The sequence below is a fragment of the Paenibacillus sp. P22 genome, from assembly GCF_000469945.2.
Lineage (GTDB): Bacteria > Bacillota > Bacilli > Paenibacillales > Paenibacillaceae > Paenibacillus_O > Paenibacillus_O humicus.
The window spans coordinates 1-16757 of record NZ_CBRA020000116.1 but is presented as its reverse complement, the minus strand read 5'-3'; the positions used below and the strand labels follow the sequence as shown (position 1 = coordinate 16757).

Annotated in this window: 18 protein-coding genes; 12 read left to right on the top strand and 6 right to left on the bottom strand. The window is 55.3% G+C overall.

Going from position 1 to position 16757, the window contains the following annotated elements; genetic code table 11:
* The 4 genes from BN871_RS16330 to BN871_RS16315 form a co-directional block, all read left to right on the top strand.
* On the top strand, positions 1-469 hold a 469-nt coding region (locus tag BN871_RS16330), incomplete at its 5' end, for a M20/M25/M40 family metallo-hydrolase (protein ID WP_048747372.1).
* Entirely contained in the window at positions 466-1797 is a 1332-nt protein-coding gene (locus BN871_RS16325; protein ID WP_021882088.1) for an alanine--glyoxylate aminotransferase family protein, read from the top strand. The genes BN871_RS16330 and BN871_RS16325, both read left to right, overlap by 4 nt.
* Complete coding sequence (ggt, locus tag BN871_RS16320; protein ID WP_048747370.1) at positions 1794-3389, top strand: gamma-glutamyltransferase; 1596 nt, start codon at positions 1794-1796, stop codon at positions 3387-3389. The genes BN871_RS16325 and ggt overlap by 4 nt, the downstream gene beginning before the upstream one ends.
* A gap of 36 nt (positions 3390-3425) precedes the next feature.
* Entirely contained in the window at positions 3426-3974 is a 549-nt protein-coding gene (locus tag BN871_RS16315) for a chromate transporter (protein WP_048747368.1), read from the top strand.
* A gap of 74 nt (positions 3975-4048) precedes the next feature.
* Here the strand turns inward: BN871_RS16315 and BN871_RS16310 are convergent, their stop codons facing one another.
* Positions 4049-4378, bottom strand: a complete 330-nt coding sequence (locus BN871_RS16310) for a carbohydrate-binding module family 20 domain-containing protein (RefSeq protein ID WP_021877738.1) — start codon at positions 4376-4378, stop codon at positions 4049-4051.
* A 41-nt stretch (positions 4379-4419) separates the two neighbouring features.
* Positions 4420-4854 carry a pyridoxamine 5'-phosphate oxidase family protein gene (locus BN871_RS16305; protein ID WP_048747364.1) on the bottom strand — a complete coding sequence of 145 codons (435 nt, stop codon included), beginning with the start codon at positions 4852-4854 and terminating at the stop codon, positions 4420-4422.
* A 259-nt stretch (positions 4855-5113) separates the two neighbouring features.
* Between BN871_RS16305 and BN871_RS26235 the strand changes: the two genes are divergently transcribed.
* On the top strand, positions 5114-6373 hold the full coding sequence (locus BN871_RS26235) for an ATP-binding protein (RefSeq protein ID WP_053086995.1): 1260 nt from the start codon (positions 5114-5116) through the stop codon (positions 6371-6373).
* 95 nt (positions 6374-6468) lie between these two features.
* The gene (locus BN871_RS16295; RefSeq protein WP_048747376.1) at positions 6469-7065 is read left to right on the top strand and encodes an NADPH-dependent FMN reductase; all 597 of its coding nucleotides are present in this window, start codon (positions 6469-6471) and stop codon (positions 7063-7065) included.
* 664 nt (positions 7066-7729) lie between these two features.
* Here BN871_RS16295 and BN871_RS16290 read toward each other — a convergent pair.
* The gene (locus tag BN871_RS16290; protein WP_021877735.1) at positions 7730-8683 is read right to left on the bottom strand and encodes a D-2-hydroxyacid dehydrogenase; all 954 of its coding nucleotides are present in this window, start codon (positions 8681-8683) and stop codon (positions 7730-7732) included.
* 564 nt (positions 8684-9247) lie between these two features.
* On the opposite strand from BN871_RS16290, the gene thrS reads away from it, so the two are divergent.
* Positions 9248-11179 (top strand): threonine--tRNA ligase, encoded by a 1932-nt coding sequence (thrS, locus tag BN871_RS16285; protein WP_048747362.1) that lies wholly within the window; start codon positions 9248-9250, stop codon positions 11177-11179.
* A 532-nt stretch (positions 11180-11711) separates the two neighbouring features.
* Positions 11712-13565 (top strand): DUF2075 domain-containing protein, encoded by a 1854-nt coding sequence (locus tag BN871_RS16280; RefSeq protein WP_048747361.1) that lies wholly within the window; start codon positions 11712-11714, stop codon positions 13563-13565.
* Between the two features lie 77 nt (positions 13566-13642).
* Here the strand turns inward: BN871_RS16280 and BN871_RS30270 are convergent, their stop codons facing one another.
* The 3 genes from BN871_RS30270 to BN871_RS28465 are packed head-to-tail and all read right to left on the bottom strand — an operon-like array spanning position 13643 to position 14665.
* Positions 13643-13819 (bottom strand): IS3 family transposase, encoded by a 177-nt coding sequence (locus BN871_RS30270; protein WP_374725889.1) that lies wholly within the window; start codon positions 13817-13819, stop codon positions 13643-13645.
* On the bottom strand, positions 13795-14316 hold the full coding sequence (locus BN871_RS30265; protein ID WP_157060314.1) for an IS3 family transposase: 522 nt from the start codon (positions 14314-14316) through the stop codon (positions 13795-13797). Before BN871_RS30265 ends, BN871_RS30270 begins: the two co-directional genes overlap by 25 nt.
* Positions 14273-14665, bottom strand: a complete 393-nt coding sequence (locus BN871_RS28465; protein WP_021877731.1) for a hypothetical protein — start codon at positions 14663-14665, stop codon at positions 14273-14275. Before BN871_RS28465 ends, BN871_RS30265 begins: the two co-directional genes overlap by 44 nt.
* A gap of 428 nt (positions 14666-15093) precedes the next feature.
* On the opposite strand from BN871_RS28465, the gene BN871_RS29165 reads away from it, so the two are divergent.
* The 4 genes from BN871_RS29165 to BN871_RS16265 form a co-directional block, all read left to right on the top strand.
* A complete protein-coding gene (locus BN871_RS29165; protein ID WP_232313118.1) occupies positions 15094-15639 on the top strand; it encodes an ATP-binding protein in 546 nt (181 codons plus the stop codon).
* Positions 15584-16075, top strand: coding sequence for a hypothetical protein (locus tag BN871_RS29160; protein WP_232313120.1), 492 nt, complete (start codon positions 15584-15586; stop codon positions 16073-16075). Before BN871_RS29165 ends, BN871_RS29160 begins: the two co-directional genes overlap by 56 nt.
* Before the next feature lie 166 nt (positions 16076-16241).
* Positions 16242-16502, top strand: coding sequence for a hypothetical protein (locus BN871_RS29155; protein WP_232313116.1), 261 nt, complete (start codon positions 16242-16244; stop codon positions 16500-16502).
* A gap of 4 nt (positions 16503-16506) precedes the next feature.
* A partial coding sequence (locus BN871_RS16265; protein ID WP_048747359.1) for a hypothetical protein occupies positions 16507-16757 on the top strand: 251 nt, incomplete at its 3' end.

Below are 16757 nucleotides of genomic sequence, written 5' to 3'. Positions count from 1 at the left end.
GCTCGTCGCGACCTGCGGGCGCATCGAGGTGCAGCCGGGCACGGTCAACGTCGTGCCGGGCGAGGCGGCATTCACGCTGGATGTGCGGCATGACGATGCAGCCGGGCTGGACGCCTTTTGCAGCGGGCTGCTCCGCACCTTCGGCGCGATCGCGGACCGCCGCGGCTTGAAGCTGGAATCCACGCTGTGGATGGATGCGGCTCCGGCTCCGATGCATCCCGGCCTTGCGGCCATGCTGGAAGCTTCGGCTGCGGGCCTCGGCCTCTGCAGCCGCCGGATGGCGAGCGGAGCCGGGCATGACGCGCAGCTGCTGCAGGGCATCTGCCCGACCGCGATGCTGTTCGTGCCGAGCCGCGGCGGCATCAGCCATTCCCCGCTGGAATATACGGAGCCTGAGGACCTGAAGCGGGGGCTGGCCGTTTTGATGGACGTATTATACGAGCTAGCTTATGAGGAGAGAGTGCCATGAAACGATATGCCGACCTGTCCCCGTCTCCGAGAATCATCATGACGCCTGGACCTGTGGAGGTCGATCCCCGGGTGCTGCGGGCGATGAGCCACGGCATCCTCGGCCAGTTCGATCCGGAGTTCACGGGCCTCATGAACGAGACGATGGAGATGCTGCGGGAGCTGTTCCGGACGACGAACCGCTGGGCTTATCCGGTCGACGGCACGTCCAGATCCGGCATCGAGGCGGTGCTGACCGCTCTGATCGAGCCGGGAGACCGGGTGCTCGTCCCGATTTTCGGACGGTTCGGCTATTTGCTGCAGGAAATCGCCCAGAGGCTCGGGGCGGAGGTTTATACAATAGAGAAAGAATGGGGCACTGTCTTTGAATCCAACGAAGTCATCGCCGCTATCGAGGAATGCAGGCCGCAGGTTGTGCTGATCGTACACGGCGAAACATCGACGGGCCGTGTGCAGCCGCTCGCCGAGATCGGCCGCGCCTGCCGGGACCGGGATATTCTGATCGCCGTGGACGCCGTCGCCACGCTCGGCGGCGTGCCGGTCGAGACCGATGCCTGGTGCCTGGATGCCGTCATCGGAGGGGCGCAGAAGTGCCTCTCCGTGCCGTCCGGCATGGCGCCGGTCACCTACAACGACCGCGCCGAACGCAAGCTGCTCGCGCGCAAGCGGGTGGAGCGCGGCCTGCAGTCGCCGGCTGCCTATGCGCCATCCGTGTCAGCATCATCCCCGTCAGCGCCATCCGCATCCAGCGCAAGCTCTGCCACAACAAGGCGCGCCTTGCTGCAGCCGCCTGCCGAGGCGGAGGGAGGGCGGAGCGTCATCCGCAGCAACTACCTCGATCTCGGCCAGCTGCAGGATTACTGGAGTCCGGCACGGCTCAACCACCATACCGAGATGACCTCCATGCTGTATGCGCTCCGCGAAGGCGTGCGCCTCGTGCTGGAGGAAGGGCTGGAAGCCCGCTTCGCCCGCCACCGCCTCCATGAAGGAGCGCTGATGGCAGGCCTTGGCGCCATGGGCCATGTCTTCTACGGAGATCCGGCCTGCAAGCTGGCGGTCGTCACCTGCATCGAGATACCGGCCGGCATCGACGGCGAATCGGTGCGGTCCATGCTGCTGGAGCAGTTCGGCATCGAGATCGCGAGCTCCTTCGGTCCGCTCAAGGGGAGGATCTGGCGGATCGGCACGATGGGCTTCAGCTGCAGCAGGCGCAACGTTCTGCTGCTGCTCGGTGCGCTGGAGGCGGTGCTGCTGCGGCACGGGGCCGACCTGCCTGCAGGAGCGGCCGTGCAGGCGGCGCTGCAGGCTTATGAGGAGGCGGTGTCATGAAGCCGGTCATGCCGATGGGCTACCAGGGCATGGTGGCGGCTCCCCACTACATCGCGAGCGAGGTCGGACGCGACATGATCCGGCGCGGAGGCAGCGCCGCCGATGCGGCGGTAGCGATCAGCGCGTCGCTTGGAGTCGTGTATCCCCATATGACCGGTGTCGGGGGAGACAGCTTTTTCATGCTCTACGATGCGGCGAGCGGCGGGCTGCAAGGATACAACGGCAGCGGCCGCGCCGGCAGCGGGCTGCATCCCGGCGTTTACCTCGATGCGGGGGAGAGCGCCATTCCCCAGCGCGGGGTGCGCAGCTCCATCACGGTGCCGGGCATGGTCGACGCCTGGTGGGAAGTATGGCGGCGCAGCGGACGCCTTCCGTGGGAAGAGCTGCTGGAGTCCGCCGTCCAGTATGCGGAGAAGGGCTTCCCGGTCTCTCCGAACCTGCATCGCTGGATGCTCGCGAACGGTAAGGAGCTTGCGGCCTGCGCTCCGCTCGCGGAGATCTACCTCCCTCATGGCATTCTGCTCGGCATCGGCGACCGGCTGATCCAGACGGAGCTGGCCCGCACGCTGCGGGAGCTGCAGGCCGGCGGCCGGGACGCCTTTTATTCCGGCTCCGTCATGCAGAGGATCGTAGACGGCATGCGGCGCGACGGCGGCCTGCTGACGGAAGGGGACTTCGCCTCCCATCAAGGCGAATGGGTGAAGCCGATCTCCGTCAACTACCGGGGCTATGACGTTCATCAGATGCCGCCGAACTCGCAGGGGTTCTCGGCGCTCATGATGCTGAACGTGCTGGAAAATACGGATTTGTCGGCCGTGCCGAGGGAATCCGCGGAGTTCTACCATCTCATGGCCGAGACGGTCAAAAAGACGTTCCGCGACCGCGACCGCTATTTGACGGATCCCGACTTCGCGCATATCCCGCTGGAGCGGCTGCTGTCCAAATCCTATGCCAGGCATTTGTATGAGGAAATCGACCGCAGCTTCCCCGATCCGGCTCCCCATCTGTCTCCGGCGATGGGCCAGGATACCGCGTATGCGGCAGTCGTGGACGGGGAAGGAAATGCGGTATCTTTTATCCAGAGCTTGTATTATGATTTTGGGGCGGCCTACATGCCCGAGGAGACCGGCGTGCTCATGCAGAACCGGGGCTCGTTCTTCTCGCTGGATCCGGCGCGTCCCAATGTGCTCGCGCCCGGCAAGCGCTCGTTCCATACGCTGATGCCGGCCATGATTACGAGGGACGGCAAGCCGTACGCCCTCGTCGGAACGCAGGGCGGCGAAGGCCAGCCGCAGACGCAGCTGTCGGTCATCACCGGCCTGCTCGACTACGGCTGCAGCATCCAGGAAGCGCTGGCGCTGCCGCGCTGGATCTACGGCCGGACCTGGGGCTCGGGCAGCGATTCGCTCAAGCTGGAGAACCGCGGCCTGGAGCAGACCGCCCGGACGCTGGAGCAGTGGGGCCACGCGGTCGAGCTCGTCGGAGCCTGGGACGGCGTCACCGGCCAGTCGCAGGGCATCGTCATCAGCGGCGAGGGGCTGCTGACCGGCGCGGCCGATCCAAGAGGGGACGGCATGGCCATCGGCTGGTAGGCCGGCTCGGCTCCACTAGGAAAGGAAGTTCGTCTTATGCTCTCTACATTATGGAATTTGTTCTACTCTTTCGGCGTCGCCACGCTGCTCGGCTACGGCGGCGGGCCGTCCATCATTCCGATCTACCAGGATCAGGTCGTCAACCGCTACGGCTGGATGAGCTCGGAGGAATTCGGCAAGGCGCTGGCGTTCGGCAACGCGCTGCCGGGACCGATCGCGACCAAGCTTGCCGGTTATATCGGCTACAAGGTCGGCGGAGTGGCGGGCAGCGCCGTCGCCCTCGTCGCGGTCGTGCTGCCGACGGCGCTCGTCATGGTCGCGCTCTCCGGCATCATGATCAAGCTGAGCGACAACCCCGTCATCAAAGGAATGATCAAGGGCATCCAGCCCGTCATCTTCGTCATGATGGCGATGCTGGCCTATGATTTCTCCAAGTTCGCCTTCAAGCCGGCGAACGGGATCGTCAGCTTCCTGCCGTTTCTGATCGCGGCCGTCTTTTTCATCATGGTTCAATATCTGAAGCTGAACGCCGTATGGGGCATCCTGCTGTCGCTGGCGGTAGGCGCGCTGTTCCTGCGGGGGTAGGCGGTCTTCGGAAAAAAAGGGCGGGGCAAGGCAGAATTTCTGCCTTGCCCCGCCCTTGCTGCAGTGACTAGCCGTCAGTTCCGGAAAGCGAACGTCACGCTCGGATTGTCTGCGCTGACCGTATAGGCGCGGTTGGCGCCGCTTTCCCAGACGACGCTGCCGGAGGCGTCTTTTTTGATCGCCTTGAACTCGATCGCGGAGCCCTCGGTCAGCGCGACGGTCAGCGTCCAGCTCGGATAGCTTGCCGCGGATGCGGGGCCGGCGGCCTTGGCCGTGTCCCAGCCTCCCAGCTCGGCGACATTGCCGGAGACGTAGACGTTCTGTCCCATGACGGTCGCCGCGTTCGACTCTGCCCAAACAGGAGGATTGCTGTCATCATGAGAAAAAACCAATCCGGCCTGCATCCGGATTGGTTGAACAAATACCCCGTTTTTTGAGGCTGAGCCTAGCTCCGTTTCCAGACGCTTTGCTCGTTGTGTCCTTCGGTATAAACGATCGTCTCGGGCTTCAGCTCCAGCACGACGATGTTGGGGTCCTCGGGGCCGTCCCAATACTGGCTCATGTCATCTTCCCAGAGTTCTTTCACGATGCCCTCGTCTTTTTTAATGCTCGCTGTCCCCTGCATGTCCACGATCACCCCGGGATGCTTGCGCCCCTCGAGCCCCAGCAGCAGGCTGGCATGCGGATTGTCCTCCAGCTGATCGACCTTATGGGATCTGCGGTCGGCGAGAAACAAGGCGTTCAGTCCGTCATGGAAGACGGCCATGTAACGAGAGCGCGGCTTGTCGTCCTCGATCGTGGACAACACGCCGTACTCGTATTTGTGCAAGGCTTCGGCAATTTTATTTTCCAGTTCGGCACCTTCAAGCTTGTTCGCCATAAGGCAATCTCTCCTGTCTGATGATGGAATAGGAAAAAAGAGTCGTCGTGTTCCTGTACCCTGCCCGGACAGGAATGAACCGAAGCGGGAGCGCTTTAAGGAAGGAGGCTTGGGGAACGGAACGCTCTCTCCGGAATCAGCCATTCATTTCGTCCTGACGATGTCCCTCATGTCGGCAGATTCCATGGAACGATCGGTTATGTTCCCATTCCTTAGGTTAATGTCCTGTAACAATGGAGAACGGAAGGAGGGGCTGGCTGTGAATGAGTGGATCGGCATGTTCTCATGGATGTTCATCCTGGTCATCGTCACGCTGCTGCTGATCAGCTTTAGTCTCTCCCTGGAAAAGCGCGCGGCCTGGAGAGAGGCGAGAGGAAGCCGCAGCCGTTACGATTCGATCTTCGAGCATAACCCGGACATGGTCTGCCTGTTCAATCCGGAGGGCGAGCTCATTCGGCTTAATCCGGCCGCCCTCAAGCTGACGGGATACCGATTCGGGGATTTGGCGGGACTTTCGTTCTGGCAGCTGATCCATCCCGACGACGCCATGCGTGTCAGCCGCAGCTTTCTGCGTGCAAGGCAAGGGATGACCCAGACGGCGGAGGTCCGAATCATCACGAAGGAAGGACGGGAGCTGGAGCTGTCCACGGCTTTCGTCCCGTGGAATGCCGGCTCGGGAGTAGCCGACATATATACGATCTCCAAGGATCTGACCCCGCGCAATGCGGCCCAGAGGGAGTTGTTGAAGGCGAAGACCGAGGCGGAGGAAGCGTTGAAAATCAAAAGCGAGTTCCTGGCTGTGATGAGCCATGAAATCCGGACTCCGATGAACGGCGTGCTCGGCATGAGCGACCTGCTGCTGGATACGGAGCTTAGCGAGGAACAACGGGAATATGTGCATATCATAAGGGGGAGCGGGGTCAACCTGCTGGCCGTCATCGACGACGTGCTGGATTATTCCAAGATGGAGTCGGGCCATATGACGCTTGCTTCCGACCCCTTTTCGCTGCGGGACGTCGTCCTGGATTCCATGCAGCTGTTCATCGGGAAGATGCGCGAGCGGCAGCTGCAGGCTCTGCTGGAGCTGGATTCCGGGCTCCCGGAAGTGCTTGTCGGGGATGAGATGAGACTGCGCCAGATTCTGACCAACCTGATCAGCAATGCGGTTAAATTCACGGAAGAGGGCGGAATCGCGGTCAAGGTCAGGGAGACGGGACGCAGCGGCTCGGAGATCGAGGTGGAGTTCCTGGTGGCGGATACCGGCATCGGCGTAGATCCGGATAAGCTCGATCTGCTGTTCCAGCCGTTCAGACAAACCGATTCGTCCATCTCCCGTCTGTACGGAGGGACGGGGCTTGGCCTTGCCATCTGCAAAAATCTCGTCCAGAGGATGGGCGGCGGCATCCATCTCAAGCCGCTCGACAAAGGAACGGAAGTCGCGTTTCGGATCAAAGCCGGCTACAAGGACAGCCAAGCGGCATCCTTCGGGCAAGACGAGAACCGGAAGCAGTCCGTTTGATACTAAGTAAAGAAATAACTTGAGAAACTAGGAGGATCGAGTATAATAAAGAAAAAAGCTTCCAGCCTATGGGAGCCGGAGGGATGGAGAGAACCATGAATATTGCCGTTATCGCCGGAGGAAACCGGATCAATTCGACCAGTACGCTGCTGCTTCGGTATATGGAGAAGGAGCTGATTAAGCAGGACATCGAGGTGACGTTCATCGATCTCCACAAGCTTCCGCTGCCGCTGTATTCCGCGGATCAGCCCGAAATTACGCAGGAGCTCCAGCTTCCGATCTTCACTTCTCCCGAGACGATGGAGTACTTCGAAAACAATGTGAAGCAGCTGGTCGAGGCGGCGCAAAAAGCCGACGGCCTCATCCTCGGCACGCCGGAGTACCACGGCTCCTTCTCCGGTACGCTCAAAAACGCGCTTGATTATCTCGGCTCTGCCCAGTTCGAAGGCAAGCCGGTGCTCGTCGCGAGCTCCGCGGCGGGAGCTGTCGGAGTCAGCTCGCTGACGCAGCTCCAGACGATCGTGCGCAACCTGCACGGCATCAACTGCACGGAGTGGGTCTCCATCGGCGGAGACAACCGCAATTTCGGCGAAGACGGCGAGCCCGAGCAGGACAAGGTCAAGCAGCGCGTGCTCTATGCGCTGGAGCATCTGACCCGTCTGGTTCGTCAGCTGAGACTTTCCGGAGAGTAAGCTTTTCGAGCGAATCTTCTTCGGAGTAAGCTTCCTGTGCGAAACGTCTTCAGAGTAAGCTTCCTGTGCGGAGCGTCTTTGGAGTAAGCTTCCCGTGTAAAGCGTCTTCGGAGTAAGCTTCCTGTGCGGAGCGTCTTCGGCGAGCCGACGGGGTTCCTCTAGCGGCCGGTATCTCTCCTTCCCAATTGGAGGGGTGGCATTTCCTTGACCGATGATGAGAGCTGCGCTGGCCGCTGCCTCAATCAAAAAAACCGCGCTTTTCCTTCGACAGGAGAAGCGCGGTTTTTTGGGTTGGCCCATGGCAAACCTGGATGGCCGTAAATCCGGTTTTGGGCCGGTCGTGGTGGACTAGCGGTTCGAGGCCGAGGACGCAGCAGGCAGTCTGCTTGAAACTCGCCTGCAGATGAGTCGCTAGAGCCGAAAAAATCGTCTAATTCGCCTGCACGCGATTGGTTATACCATTATTTCAAGGCTCGTACAGGGCAGGAATACATGGAATTGAATTCAATATAAGCGAAAGTCCTGCGCAGAGAGGGAAAAGCCCCTCGCTCCCGTTCCAATCTTGAAGCGAGAGTAGGATGCAAGCCGAAAAGAGGCCGTACCCAAGTCAACGGTTGACTTAAAGGCGGCCTCTTTATGCCTTAATCTCGATTGCCGGCTTTCCTCAATAGCCCCGGCCGTAATCCACGATGTTCCGCGCCGGCTTGCCGGTACTCACATATTCCTTGAGATTCTCGATGAACAGCGCCGCAATGCGCTCCTTATAGCGGTCGGTGTCGCCGCCGACATGCGGGGAAATGATGACCTGCTCCAGCTCCCAGAGCGGATGGCCCTGCGGCAGCGGTTCCGGCTCGGTTACATCGAGGCCCGCGCCTGCAATGGCGCCGGAGCGCAGAGCGTCGACGAGGGCATCCGTATCGACGGATTTGCCGCGTCCGATATTGATGAACACGGCGGAGTCCTTCATCGCTGCAAATTCCTTCTTGCCGTAGACGTTTTCCGTCTCGGATGTATGCGGCAGCACATTCACGACGTAATCCGCCTGCTCCAGAACGGAAGTCAGATCCGAGATTCCGAACACCTCGTCCATATGCGGGGTCGGCTTGGCCGTGCTGCGTACGCCAATCGTCGTCATGCCGAGCGCTTTGGCGATGCGGCCGAGCTCGGTGCCGATCTCGCCCGCTCCGATGACGGCCAGCGTGCGTCCGTACAGCTCGGTATGACCGCTGCGCTCCTGCCATTCGCCGCTCATCTGGGCGCGGATTGACAGATGCAGCTTGCGCGAGAATGCCAGCATCATGCCGAGCGCCGTCTCCGACATCGGGACCGGATGGACGCCGCTGCCCGTCGTTAGGATGACGCCGGCCTGCTCCAGCTTGTCCAGCGGCATTTTTTCCACGCCGGCAGACCAGGACTGGAGCCATTTCAGGCTGCCGCCTTCGCCGAGCGATTCCTTCTCGACGGCAGGGCTCCAGCCGCAGACGATCTCGGCTTCACGGAAGAGGGCGTCCTCCAGCTCCTTGGGCCGTCCGAATACGATGTTCCAGCCCGGCGCGGCATCGCGCACCTGCTGTTCGAGTTCTGGCGTGAGTCCGTGCAGACAAATCATGGTTGGCATAAGGGCTCATCTCCTAACGGGGTTATGCAGCCGCAGCTGCCGATGGTTCTTCTCCTAGTCTATCAACGAATGCGGTCTCAATTCAAACATCGGCCGCGGTCATGTCTTGACATTGCCGATTCGTGTTTGTAAGATAGTCCCTAATCGAATATGAGACGGCAATGACCGAAGACATGATCTCCGATACCGGACGGCACAGAGAGGGAAGCCCAGGCTGCAAGCTTCCCCGGGAACCGGGCGTGGATTACCCCTTCGCAGCCGTCCGCCGAAGCCCGCGCTGCGGGTGGGTAGGCGGCACCGGCCGATCCCCGTTACCCGATTCCATGAGGACTCGCAGCTCCGCACGCAGGGCATTTTTTCGCCTTTGCGCCTAGCGCCTGCTTGTCGAACAAGGGTGGAACCACGAGCTGAACGCACTCGTCCCTTTCCAGGGACGGAGGCGTTTTTTTTGTTGGGCGAAAAGCAGTTGTCGGCTGCTCTTCCCCTCCGGCGCCAGCGTCCGCTGCCGGATAAGGCGGCGAACAGCAAGCATGCGTTCAATATTCGGAAAGGGAGGAAGAAATCGTGGACATCAACATTCGGCTGGCAGACGGAAACGCAAGGAGGTACCCGCAGGGAACCACGGGCAGGGATATCGCAGAGTCGATCGGCCCAGGACTTGCCAAGCAGGCTGTCGCGGCAAAAATCGACGGAAGCTTGGCGGATCTCGGAGTCCCGGTACGGGACGGCTCGCTCGTCGAGATCGTCGCACTGAGCAGCGAGGACGGACTCGGAATCTACCGCCACAGCACGGCCCATATTCTGGCCCAGGCGCTCAAGCGGCTGTACGGCCAAGAAGCCGTCAAGCTCGGCATCGGTCCGGTCATCGCGGACGGGTTCTACTACGACATCGACATGGAACGAAGCTTGTCCAGCGAGGATCTGGCCTCCATCGAGCGGGAGATGGAAGCCGTCATCCGGGAAAACCTGCCGATCATCCGGAGAGAGGCGAGCCGGGAGGAGGCTCTTGCCCTCTTCCGAGATCAGGGGGAGCCTTACAAGGTTCAGCTTATTCAGGATCTCCCGGAGGATGCCGTCATCACTCTGTATGCTCAGGGCGAATTCGAGGATTTGTGCCGCGGTCCGCATCTGCCTTCGACGGGGCTTGTGAAGGCGTTCAAGCTGCAGAGCGTGGCGGGAGCGTACTGGCGCGGGGATTCGGCCGGTCCCATGCTGCAGCGCATCTACGGCACGGCCTTCTTCAAGAAGTCCGAGCTGGAAGAGCATCTGCAGCTGCTGGAGGAAGCGAAGAAAAGGGATCACCGCAAGCTCGGCAAAGAGCTCGGCCTGTTCATGTTCTCCGAGGAAGCGCCAGGGATGCCGTTCTATCTGCCGAACGGAATGACGATCCGCACGGAGCTGGAGGATTTCGCCCGGGAGCTGCAGCGCAGGCGGGATTACGACGAGGTGAGGACGCCGCTCATGATGAACAAGCGCCTGTGGCAGGAGTCCGGGCACTGGGACCATTACAAGGACAACATGTATTTCGCGCAGGTGGACGAGGCGGAATTCGCGCTCAAGCCGATGAACTGCCCGGGGCATATGCTGGTGTTCAAAAACAGCCTCCATTCCTACCGCGAGCTGCCGATCCGCATCTCCGAATTCGGCCAGGTGCACCGCCACGAGTTCAGCGGCGCTCTGAGCGGCATGACGCGAGTCCGGACGTTCTGCCAGGACGACGCCCATCTGTTCGTGCGGCCGGACCAGATCGAGAGCGAGATCGCTTCCATCATGGAGCTCATCGACCATGTGTACACGGTGTTCGGATTCACCTACGAGATCGAGCTGTCCACACGCCCGGAAGACTCGATGGGCTCTGAGGAGCTATGGGAGGAGGCGGAGCGCTCCCTGCGGCAGGTGCTGGAGAGCCGCGGCGTGAAGTATCGGCTGAACGAAGGCGACGGAGCCTTTTACGGGCCGAAGATCGATTATCATATCAAGGACGCTCTCAAGCGGAGCTGGCAGTGCGGCACGATCCAGCTCGACTTCCAGATGCCGGAGAAGTTCGGCCTCTCCTATGTGGGCGAGGACGGAGGCAAGCATACGCCTGTCGTCATCCACCGCGCCGTGTACGGGTCGATCGACCGGTTCATGGGCATTCTGACGGAGCATTACGAGGGAGCGTTTCCGCTCTGGCTGGCGCCCGTACAGGTCAGGCTGCTGCCGGTATCCGACAAGTATTTGGACGATGCGCTCCGGGTCAAGGCCCAGCTCCAGGCAGCGGGAATCCGAGTCGAGGCGGATGTCCGTACGGAGAAGCTCGGCTACAAGATCCGCGAAGCCCAGCTGCAGAAGGTGCCGTACATGCTGGTGCTCGGCGAGCAGGAGGCTGCTTCGGGCCGTGTAGCGGTACGCAAGCGCGGTGAAGGGGATCTCGGAACGATGAGTCTGGAGGATCTGATCATGAGCATGCGGGAGGAGATTGCTTCCCAGCGGAGAGGAGACGGGCCGTGCTGATCGATTTGACCCATGCGGTGCGCCACGATCTTCCCGTCTACCCCGGCGACCGGGAGACGGTGCTCGTCCAGTCCAGCGAGATCGGCCGGGATGGGTAAAACAACCATCTTCTGACGGCCAGGGGGCGTTCGAGGTCATCGCGCTCCCGCTCAAGATCGAAGCCGACTCGGCGCTGGCGCGCATAGTTGCACGGACGCTGGAAAAGTAAAGCCCTAATCAAAAAGCCCGAATGCCCAGCGATAGGACATTCGGGCTTTTCTTCTTTCCGATCGCATTCTCTATTTCTCAGTTCCCACTTGCTTGTTCGTCTGCTGGCGCTGAACATCCAGCTGATCGTATGAGCTTCTCCTTGCAGGACCGCTATGCCCGGCATCTTATTGTCGGGTATGACTTCAAGCTTCTGCTATATCTTTCGATTCTGAATTTGAAATCTGCTCTTTTCGCTACGGCAACTAGCAGGTATATTTTATCTGGATAATTCAGGATTTATAGACCATAATCAGTTCTATCATTGCTTAACCGGAGGATGTCCATGATTGTATACAGCAGCTCGGTAGAGAAATTCAAGGAAGATGTATCCGAGAATAAAATCGCACCCAATATTGAGCAGGCCTATATCAATAAGCTGGGGAAACGCCCCGCCCAATCGGAGTGGCGTGCCTGGAACAACTCGATGCAATTCATGGATAAAGTCATTCGTAATTCGAAGGTAGCTGACGATTGCGGAGTACTGATCGAATACAATATTCCTTCCACGAGCAAGCGGATCGACTTTGTCATTGCGGGAAGAGACCAAGAAGATAAGAAGAACTTCATCATCATCGAGCTCAAGCAATGGGAATCGGCAGAAGCCAGCACCAAGGAAGACATCGTGAAGACGTACATCAATGGATCCATCCGCGAGACGACGCATCCGTCCTATCAGGCCTGGTCCTACAGACAGTTCATGTACGACATGAACGAGAATGTATACAAGTCCGAAATGAAAGGCCATTCCATAGCCTTTCTCCATAACTATCGTCAGAAGGATCCGGAACCGCTGAAGTCGGAACCGTATCATAAGCTTGTTTCTCAAGCGCCTCTCTTTTTCTCCGATGAGGTCAGGAAGCTGCAGGAGTTCCTGTTCAACTATGTAGGCAAGGGCAAGGGAGTAGAGCTGCTATATGAAATCGAGAATGGAAGGATAGTCCCTTCCAAATCTCTGATCGACCATATCGATGGATTGTTCAATGGCAATGAGAACTTTGTTCTTCTGGATGAACAGAAGATAGCGTTCGAAACGATCATGAGCCATGCCAAACAACAGGATCATGACGCTACGATCATTGTAAAAGGCGGCCCGGGAACAGGGAAGTCGGTCATATCCATAAATGCTCTTGGAGGCCTATTGCGAGAGCGGTTGAATACCGTATTCGTCGCTCCCAACCAATCCTTCCGAAATGTCATGGTGGAGATGCTTGCTCAAAAGGGCGCCTTGTCCAAAGCAAGGACAAAGAACCTGTTTATGGGTTCAGGAAGCTTTGTGGAAGCCAAAGAGAATGAATTCGACGTCCTGATCGTCGATGAAGCGCATCGTCTAAAGGGAAAAGGAACTTATATGTACAAGGGTGTCAATCAAGTGGATGACATCATCAAAAGCTCGCGGGTAAACGTGTTCTTCGTAGATGATTATCAGAGAGTAAGGCTTAATGATATCGGCACGGTTGCAGAAATCAAACGGGTGGCCAATGAGCGGAAATCGATCGTCTACGAATACGAGCTTCATGCGCAGTTCCGATGCTCCGGCGCCGATGGATACCTGAATTGGATCGATGATGTCCTCCATATACGGGACACTGGCAATTACAACGGCTGGGACAAGGACTCGTTTGAATTCCAAATGTTCGACTCTCCTCATGATGTGCTCAGCCAAATCAAGCAGAAGCAGGCTGAAGGCCACAAGGCCAGGATGACAGCAGGATTTGCCTGGACATGGACCAAAAAAGGGAACTCCCACGGTGAAATCAATGACGTCTTGATCCCTGAACATGACTTCGCCATGCCTTGGAATGGAGAGGATATACAGACCACATGGGCTGTACATCAAGCAGGGGTGGATCAGATCGGCTGCATCCATACCACTCAAGGACTTGAGTTTGATTATGTTGGCGTAATCATTGGCAACGACTTAAAATATGATCCGGAAGCGACGAAGCTCTATGCCGATTACGCAGAGTACAAGGATACCGGCGGCAAAAAGGGCTTGAAGGACAAGGGAGAAGAACTGACTAAGCTGGTGGCGAATATTTACAAGGTGCTTCTGACCAGAGGGATGAAGGGCTGTTATGTTTATTGCTGCGATGAGAATTTGAAGGAGTATTTGGCGAAGAGATTGGATCTGAAGTGAACTGCTGAGGTTTGATGGGTGAAAAGACTCTGCTTAAGGTGGTCAATCCCCCATTTAGTGGACATTTAGAAAAAAACCTACCCCATAAGCTGTTTTCGGTATTGTACCGGAGACAGCTTATTTAATTTTCTCTGCGGGCGATAGTTGTTGAAAAAATGAATATATTCTTCAATTCTTCTTTGTGCTTCCTCAATCGATCGGATATCATAAGGATAGAGTGATTCCGTCTTCAAATGGGAGAAGAAGCTCTCCATGGAGGCATTGTCGTAACAATTGCCTCTGCGAGACATGCTGATTTTGGGCACCAACCTTTTGCAGCATGTCGTGGTAGTCGTAGTACGTGTACTGGGATCCCTGATCGCTGTGAACGATTAGCCCAGCCTAACCAGCTATCTTTCACTCGGTATTGTGTAACGTCTGTGACCCATTTCTGATTGGGTGCATGTGCCTCAAAATGGCGATCCAGCACATTCCTCACAACCCGATCACCCAAACTCCATGCGCGATGATGACGGAATTTACGTCGTATCTTTGCTTGCAGTCCCATTTCATGTATGAGGCGCAGGATCTTCTTATGGTTCATCCATACATGATGATCTTGATACATAAACAGTTGAATTTGCCTGTAGCCATAAATGCCTTCATAGCGTTCAAAGGTAGCACGAATGACCTCTTTGGATGGCTGGTCTTCATCTACCGCTTTTCGTTTAAGATAGGCATAGAATCCGCTCTTGGAAAGTCCGCTCTGCAAAGCTCCGTAACGGTGAAATGCTCTCGGAGCTCTTCAACGAGTCTACACTTTTCTGGTACACCTCCGCCTTCGTAATGGCCAACCACTTTTTTAGGACGGCATTCTCCATTTCAAGCCGTTTCACATAACGGTTCTCATCGACATATTCTTTAAGCTTTCCTCGGGAGTCTGTCAGTACGAATTCACCCATCTGTTTGCAACGACGCATCCAGACCTTTACCCGTTCCGCATCAACTATTCCCAGCTGCTCTGCAATGTTCACTGCCGTCATTCCTTGTAATCGCATCTCAATGGCTTTCATCTTCGTTTCCATGCTGTACGTTAGAAATTTTTGCCCCTTTTTCGCCATAATGAAAAGCACCCCCTATAGTTTCATCGACTTAAACACTAGGGTGTTTTTTCAATGTCCACTAATAAGGGATGCACTTCAAAGGTGCTGTAAGCCTGCAGAGTTCTATTTGCTTTTGTATGCTCGGATAATAGGAGGGATTTCGATATTTTTTCTATCGAGTATTTGGTCCCCGACACCCGTGTATCTAGTGCTTTGGGCATAATAGGTGCGGGCATCTTTTGAATTTAGCGTCATGAACAGGGAACTTTGCACTAGACAATTCGGACTATATTCTACACAATTAGGTATATAATTCCGATTACTATTTAGATACAGAATCAGCCCTATTCGATTACCAATATAACTAGATCTTTGTAGATGGTGAAAATGAATTAAGTTTGTCTTTGAATTGGATTGAGAATTGCAAGGCATGAATGGAGGATTAGGTGAACGTGATACATATAGAAGAAGTCAATCCGAATCTTGATAATTTTGTGAAATCAATTAGAGACATTGGATATTCCACGCAAATCGCTGTTGCAGATATTATTGATAATAGCATAGCTGCCAAAGCAAAAAATATAGATATTGTCGCTGTTACTATACCATACATGACACTTGCAATTTTAGATGATGGTTTAGGAATGAACGAGGAAGAGCTAAAAGAAGCTATGAGACTTGCAACCAAAAGTCCGGATGATATCAGGAATAAAGATGATTTGGGCCGCTTTGGATTGGGTCTGAAAACAGCTTCGTTCTCCCAATGCAAGACACTCACGGTGATATCTAAAAAAAATGATCAACTGTTCCTTAGACAGTGGGATTTGGACTATTTAGCCAAAGAGAATAGATGGTTGTTGATAACACCAGATGAATCGGATTACGAAGACTTTCCTCTATATAAAAAACTAGCCAAACAAAAAAAACGGAACATTAGTGATTTGGGAGAATATCGATGGTTTTACCGAGGAGGCCTTAGCACATACTATTGACTCGTTGAGAAACCATTTATCATTAGTGTTTCATCGTTTCCTTGAAGGACGTGGCCGATTAAATATAGAAGTAAATCAAAACAAGTTAGAGCCATTAAACCCATTTAATATTAATCATCCATCCACACAGCAGTTATCTGCTGAACAGATCAAGTTCAAAGGGGGAACTGTACAGGTTCAGCCTTTTATTTTACCGCATCATTCAAAAGTAACTCCGCTTGAATACGAGAGGTATGGGACGGAAGAAGGTTATACAAAAGCACAGGGGTTTTACTTATACCGATCTAATCGATTGCTTATTCATGGGACTTGGTGGGGCATTCATAAAGCAATTGATGCTCATAAATTGGTGCGAATCAAGATAGACATTCCAAATGATCAAGATAAGTTCTGGCAGATTGATATAAAAAAAGTCGTCTGCAAGTCCTGTCAATGAACTGAAAGCGGATCTTAAAAGGATAATCAAACAGAGTACCGAGATAGGATCGAGGCCTTACACAGGCAGAGGCAGAAAGATAGAGGATAAGTCTACTACTAGATTCTGGGAATTGTCGAGCGTAGGGGGGAAGATTGCATTTTCTATAAATCAGCAGCATCCATTGTTGGTACTCTTAAAGTCAAAAGTGGAGAATGAGGAACTTTTAAATGTGTTGGATCTATATTTAAATGGATTGCAGGCTTATCTTCCGCTTGAAGCTATTCAGGCACAATTGCAACAAAATCCTCAAAATATTGACCAACGCAATATTATGAAGGAACAAGATGCGACTTATATATTTGATAAATTAAACACATTAGATATTGATCCCGGTTTTATTGCAAGTTTGTTGAAAAGCGAAATGTTTAAAGGACGGGAGTTTTAAAAATATGGAGAATCTTAGTTATCAAAGAGTTAAGGAGTTTATTTATGGACAGTTGGTAAAAAATGATGGTGTAATGCTTGTAAATACGATAAGAAATTTGATAAATAATACAAAATCTATTATATCAACGATTGGTACGGACAACTTTGCTAGTCTTATTAATGTTCCTCAGTTAACAATTTTGACAGACGATCAGTGGGAACAAATGAACAGAGAATTTGAAACGCTATTTGATGTGAGAATGGAAAATGGAAT

What these genes read in the sequence shown, in the direction of transcription:
- BN871_RS16325 (WP_021882088.1), top strand. Translation starts at nt 466, where the DNA reads ATGAAACGATATGCCGACCTGTCCCCGTCTCCGAGAATCATCATGACG.
- BN871_RS16290 (WP_021877735.1), bottom strand. Translation starts at nt 8,683, where the DNA reads ATGCCAACCATGATTTGTCTGCACGGACTCACGCCAGAACTCGAACAG.
- BN871_RS16310 (WP_021877738.1), bottom strand. Translation starts at nt 4,378, where the DNA reads ATGCAGGCCGGATTGGTTTTTTCTCATGATGACAGCAATCCTCCTGTT.
- BN871_RS30270 (WP_374725889.1), bottom strand. Translation starts at nt 13,819, where the DNA reads ATGGAGAGCTTCTTCTCCCATTTGAAGACGGAATCACTCTATCCTTAT.
- BN871_RS16305 (WP_048747364.1), bottom strand. Translation starts at nt 4,854, where the DNA reads ATGGCGAACAAGCTTGAAGGTGCCGAACTGGAAAATAAAATTGCCGAA.
- BN871_RS16280 (WP_048747361.1), top strand. Translation starts at nt 11,712, where the DNA reads ATGATTGTATACAGCAGCTCGGTAGAGAAATTCAAGGAAGATGTATCC.
- BN871_RS28465 (WP_021877731.1), bottom strand. Translation starts at nt 14,665, where the DNA reads ATGGCGAAAAAGGGGCAAAAATTTCTAACGTACAGCATGGAAACGAAG.
- BN871_RS16295 (WP_048747376.1), top strand. Translation starts at nt 6,469, where the DNA reads ATGAATATTGCCGTTATCGCCGGAGGAAACCGGATCAATTCGACCAGT.
- BN871_RS16315 (WP_048747368.1), top strand. Translation starts at nt 3,426, where the DNA reads ATGCTCTCTACATTATGGAATTTGTTCTACTCTTTCGGCGTCGCCACG.
- ggt (WP_048747370.1), top strand. Translation starts at nt 1,794, where the DNA reads ATGAAGCCGGTCATGCCGATGGGCTACCAGGGCATGGTGGCGGCTCCC.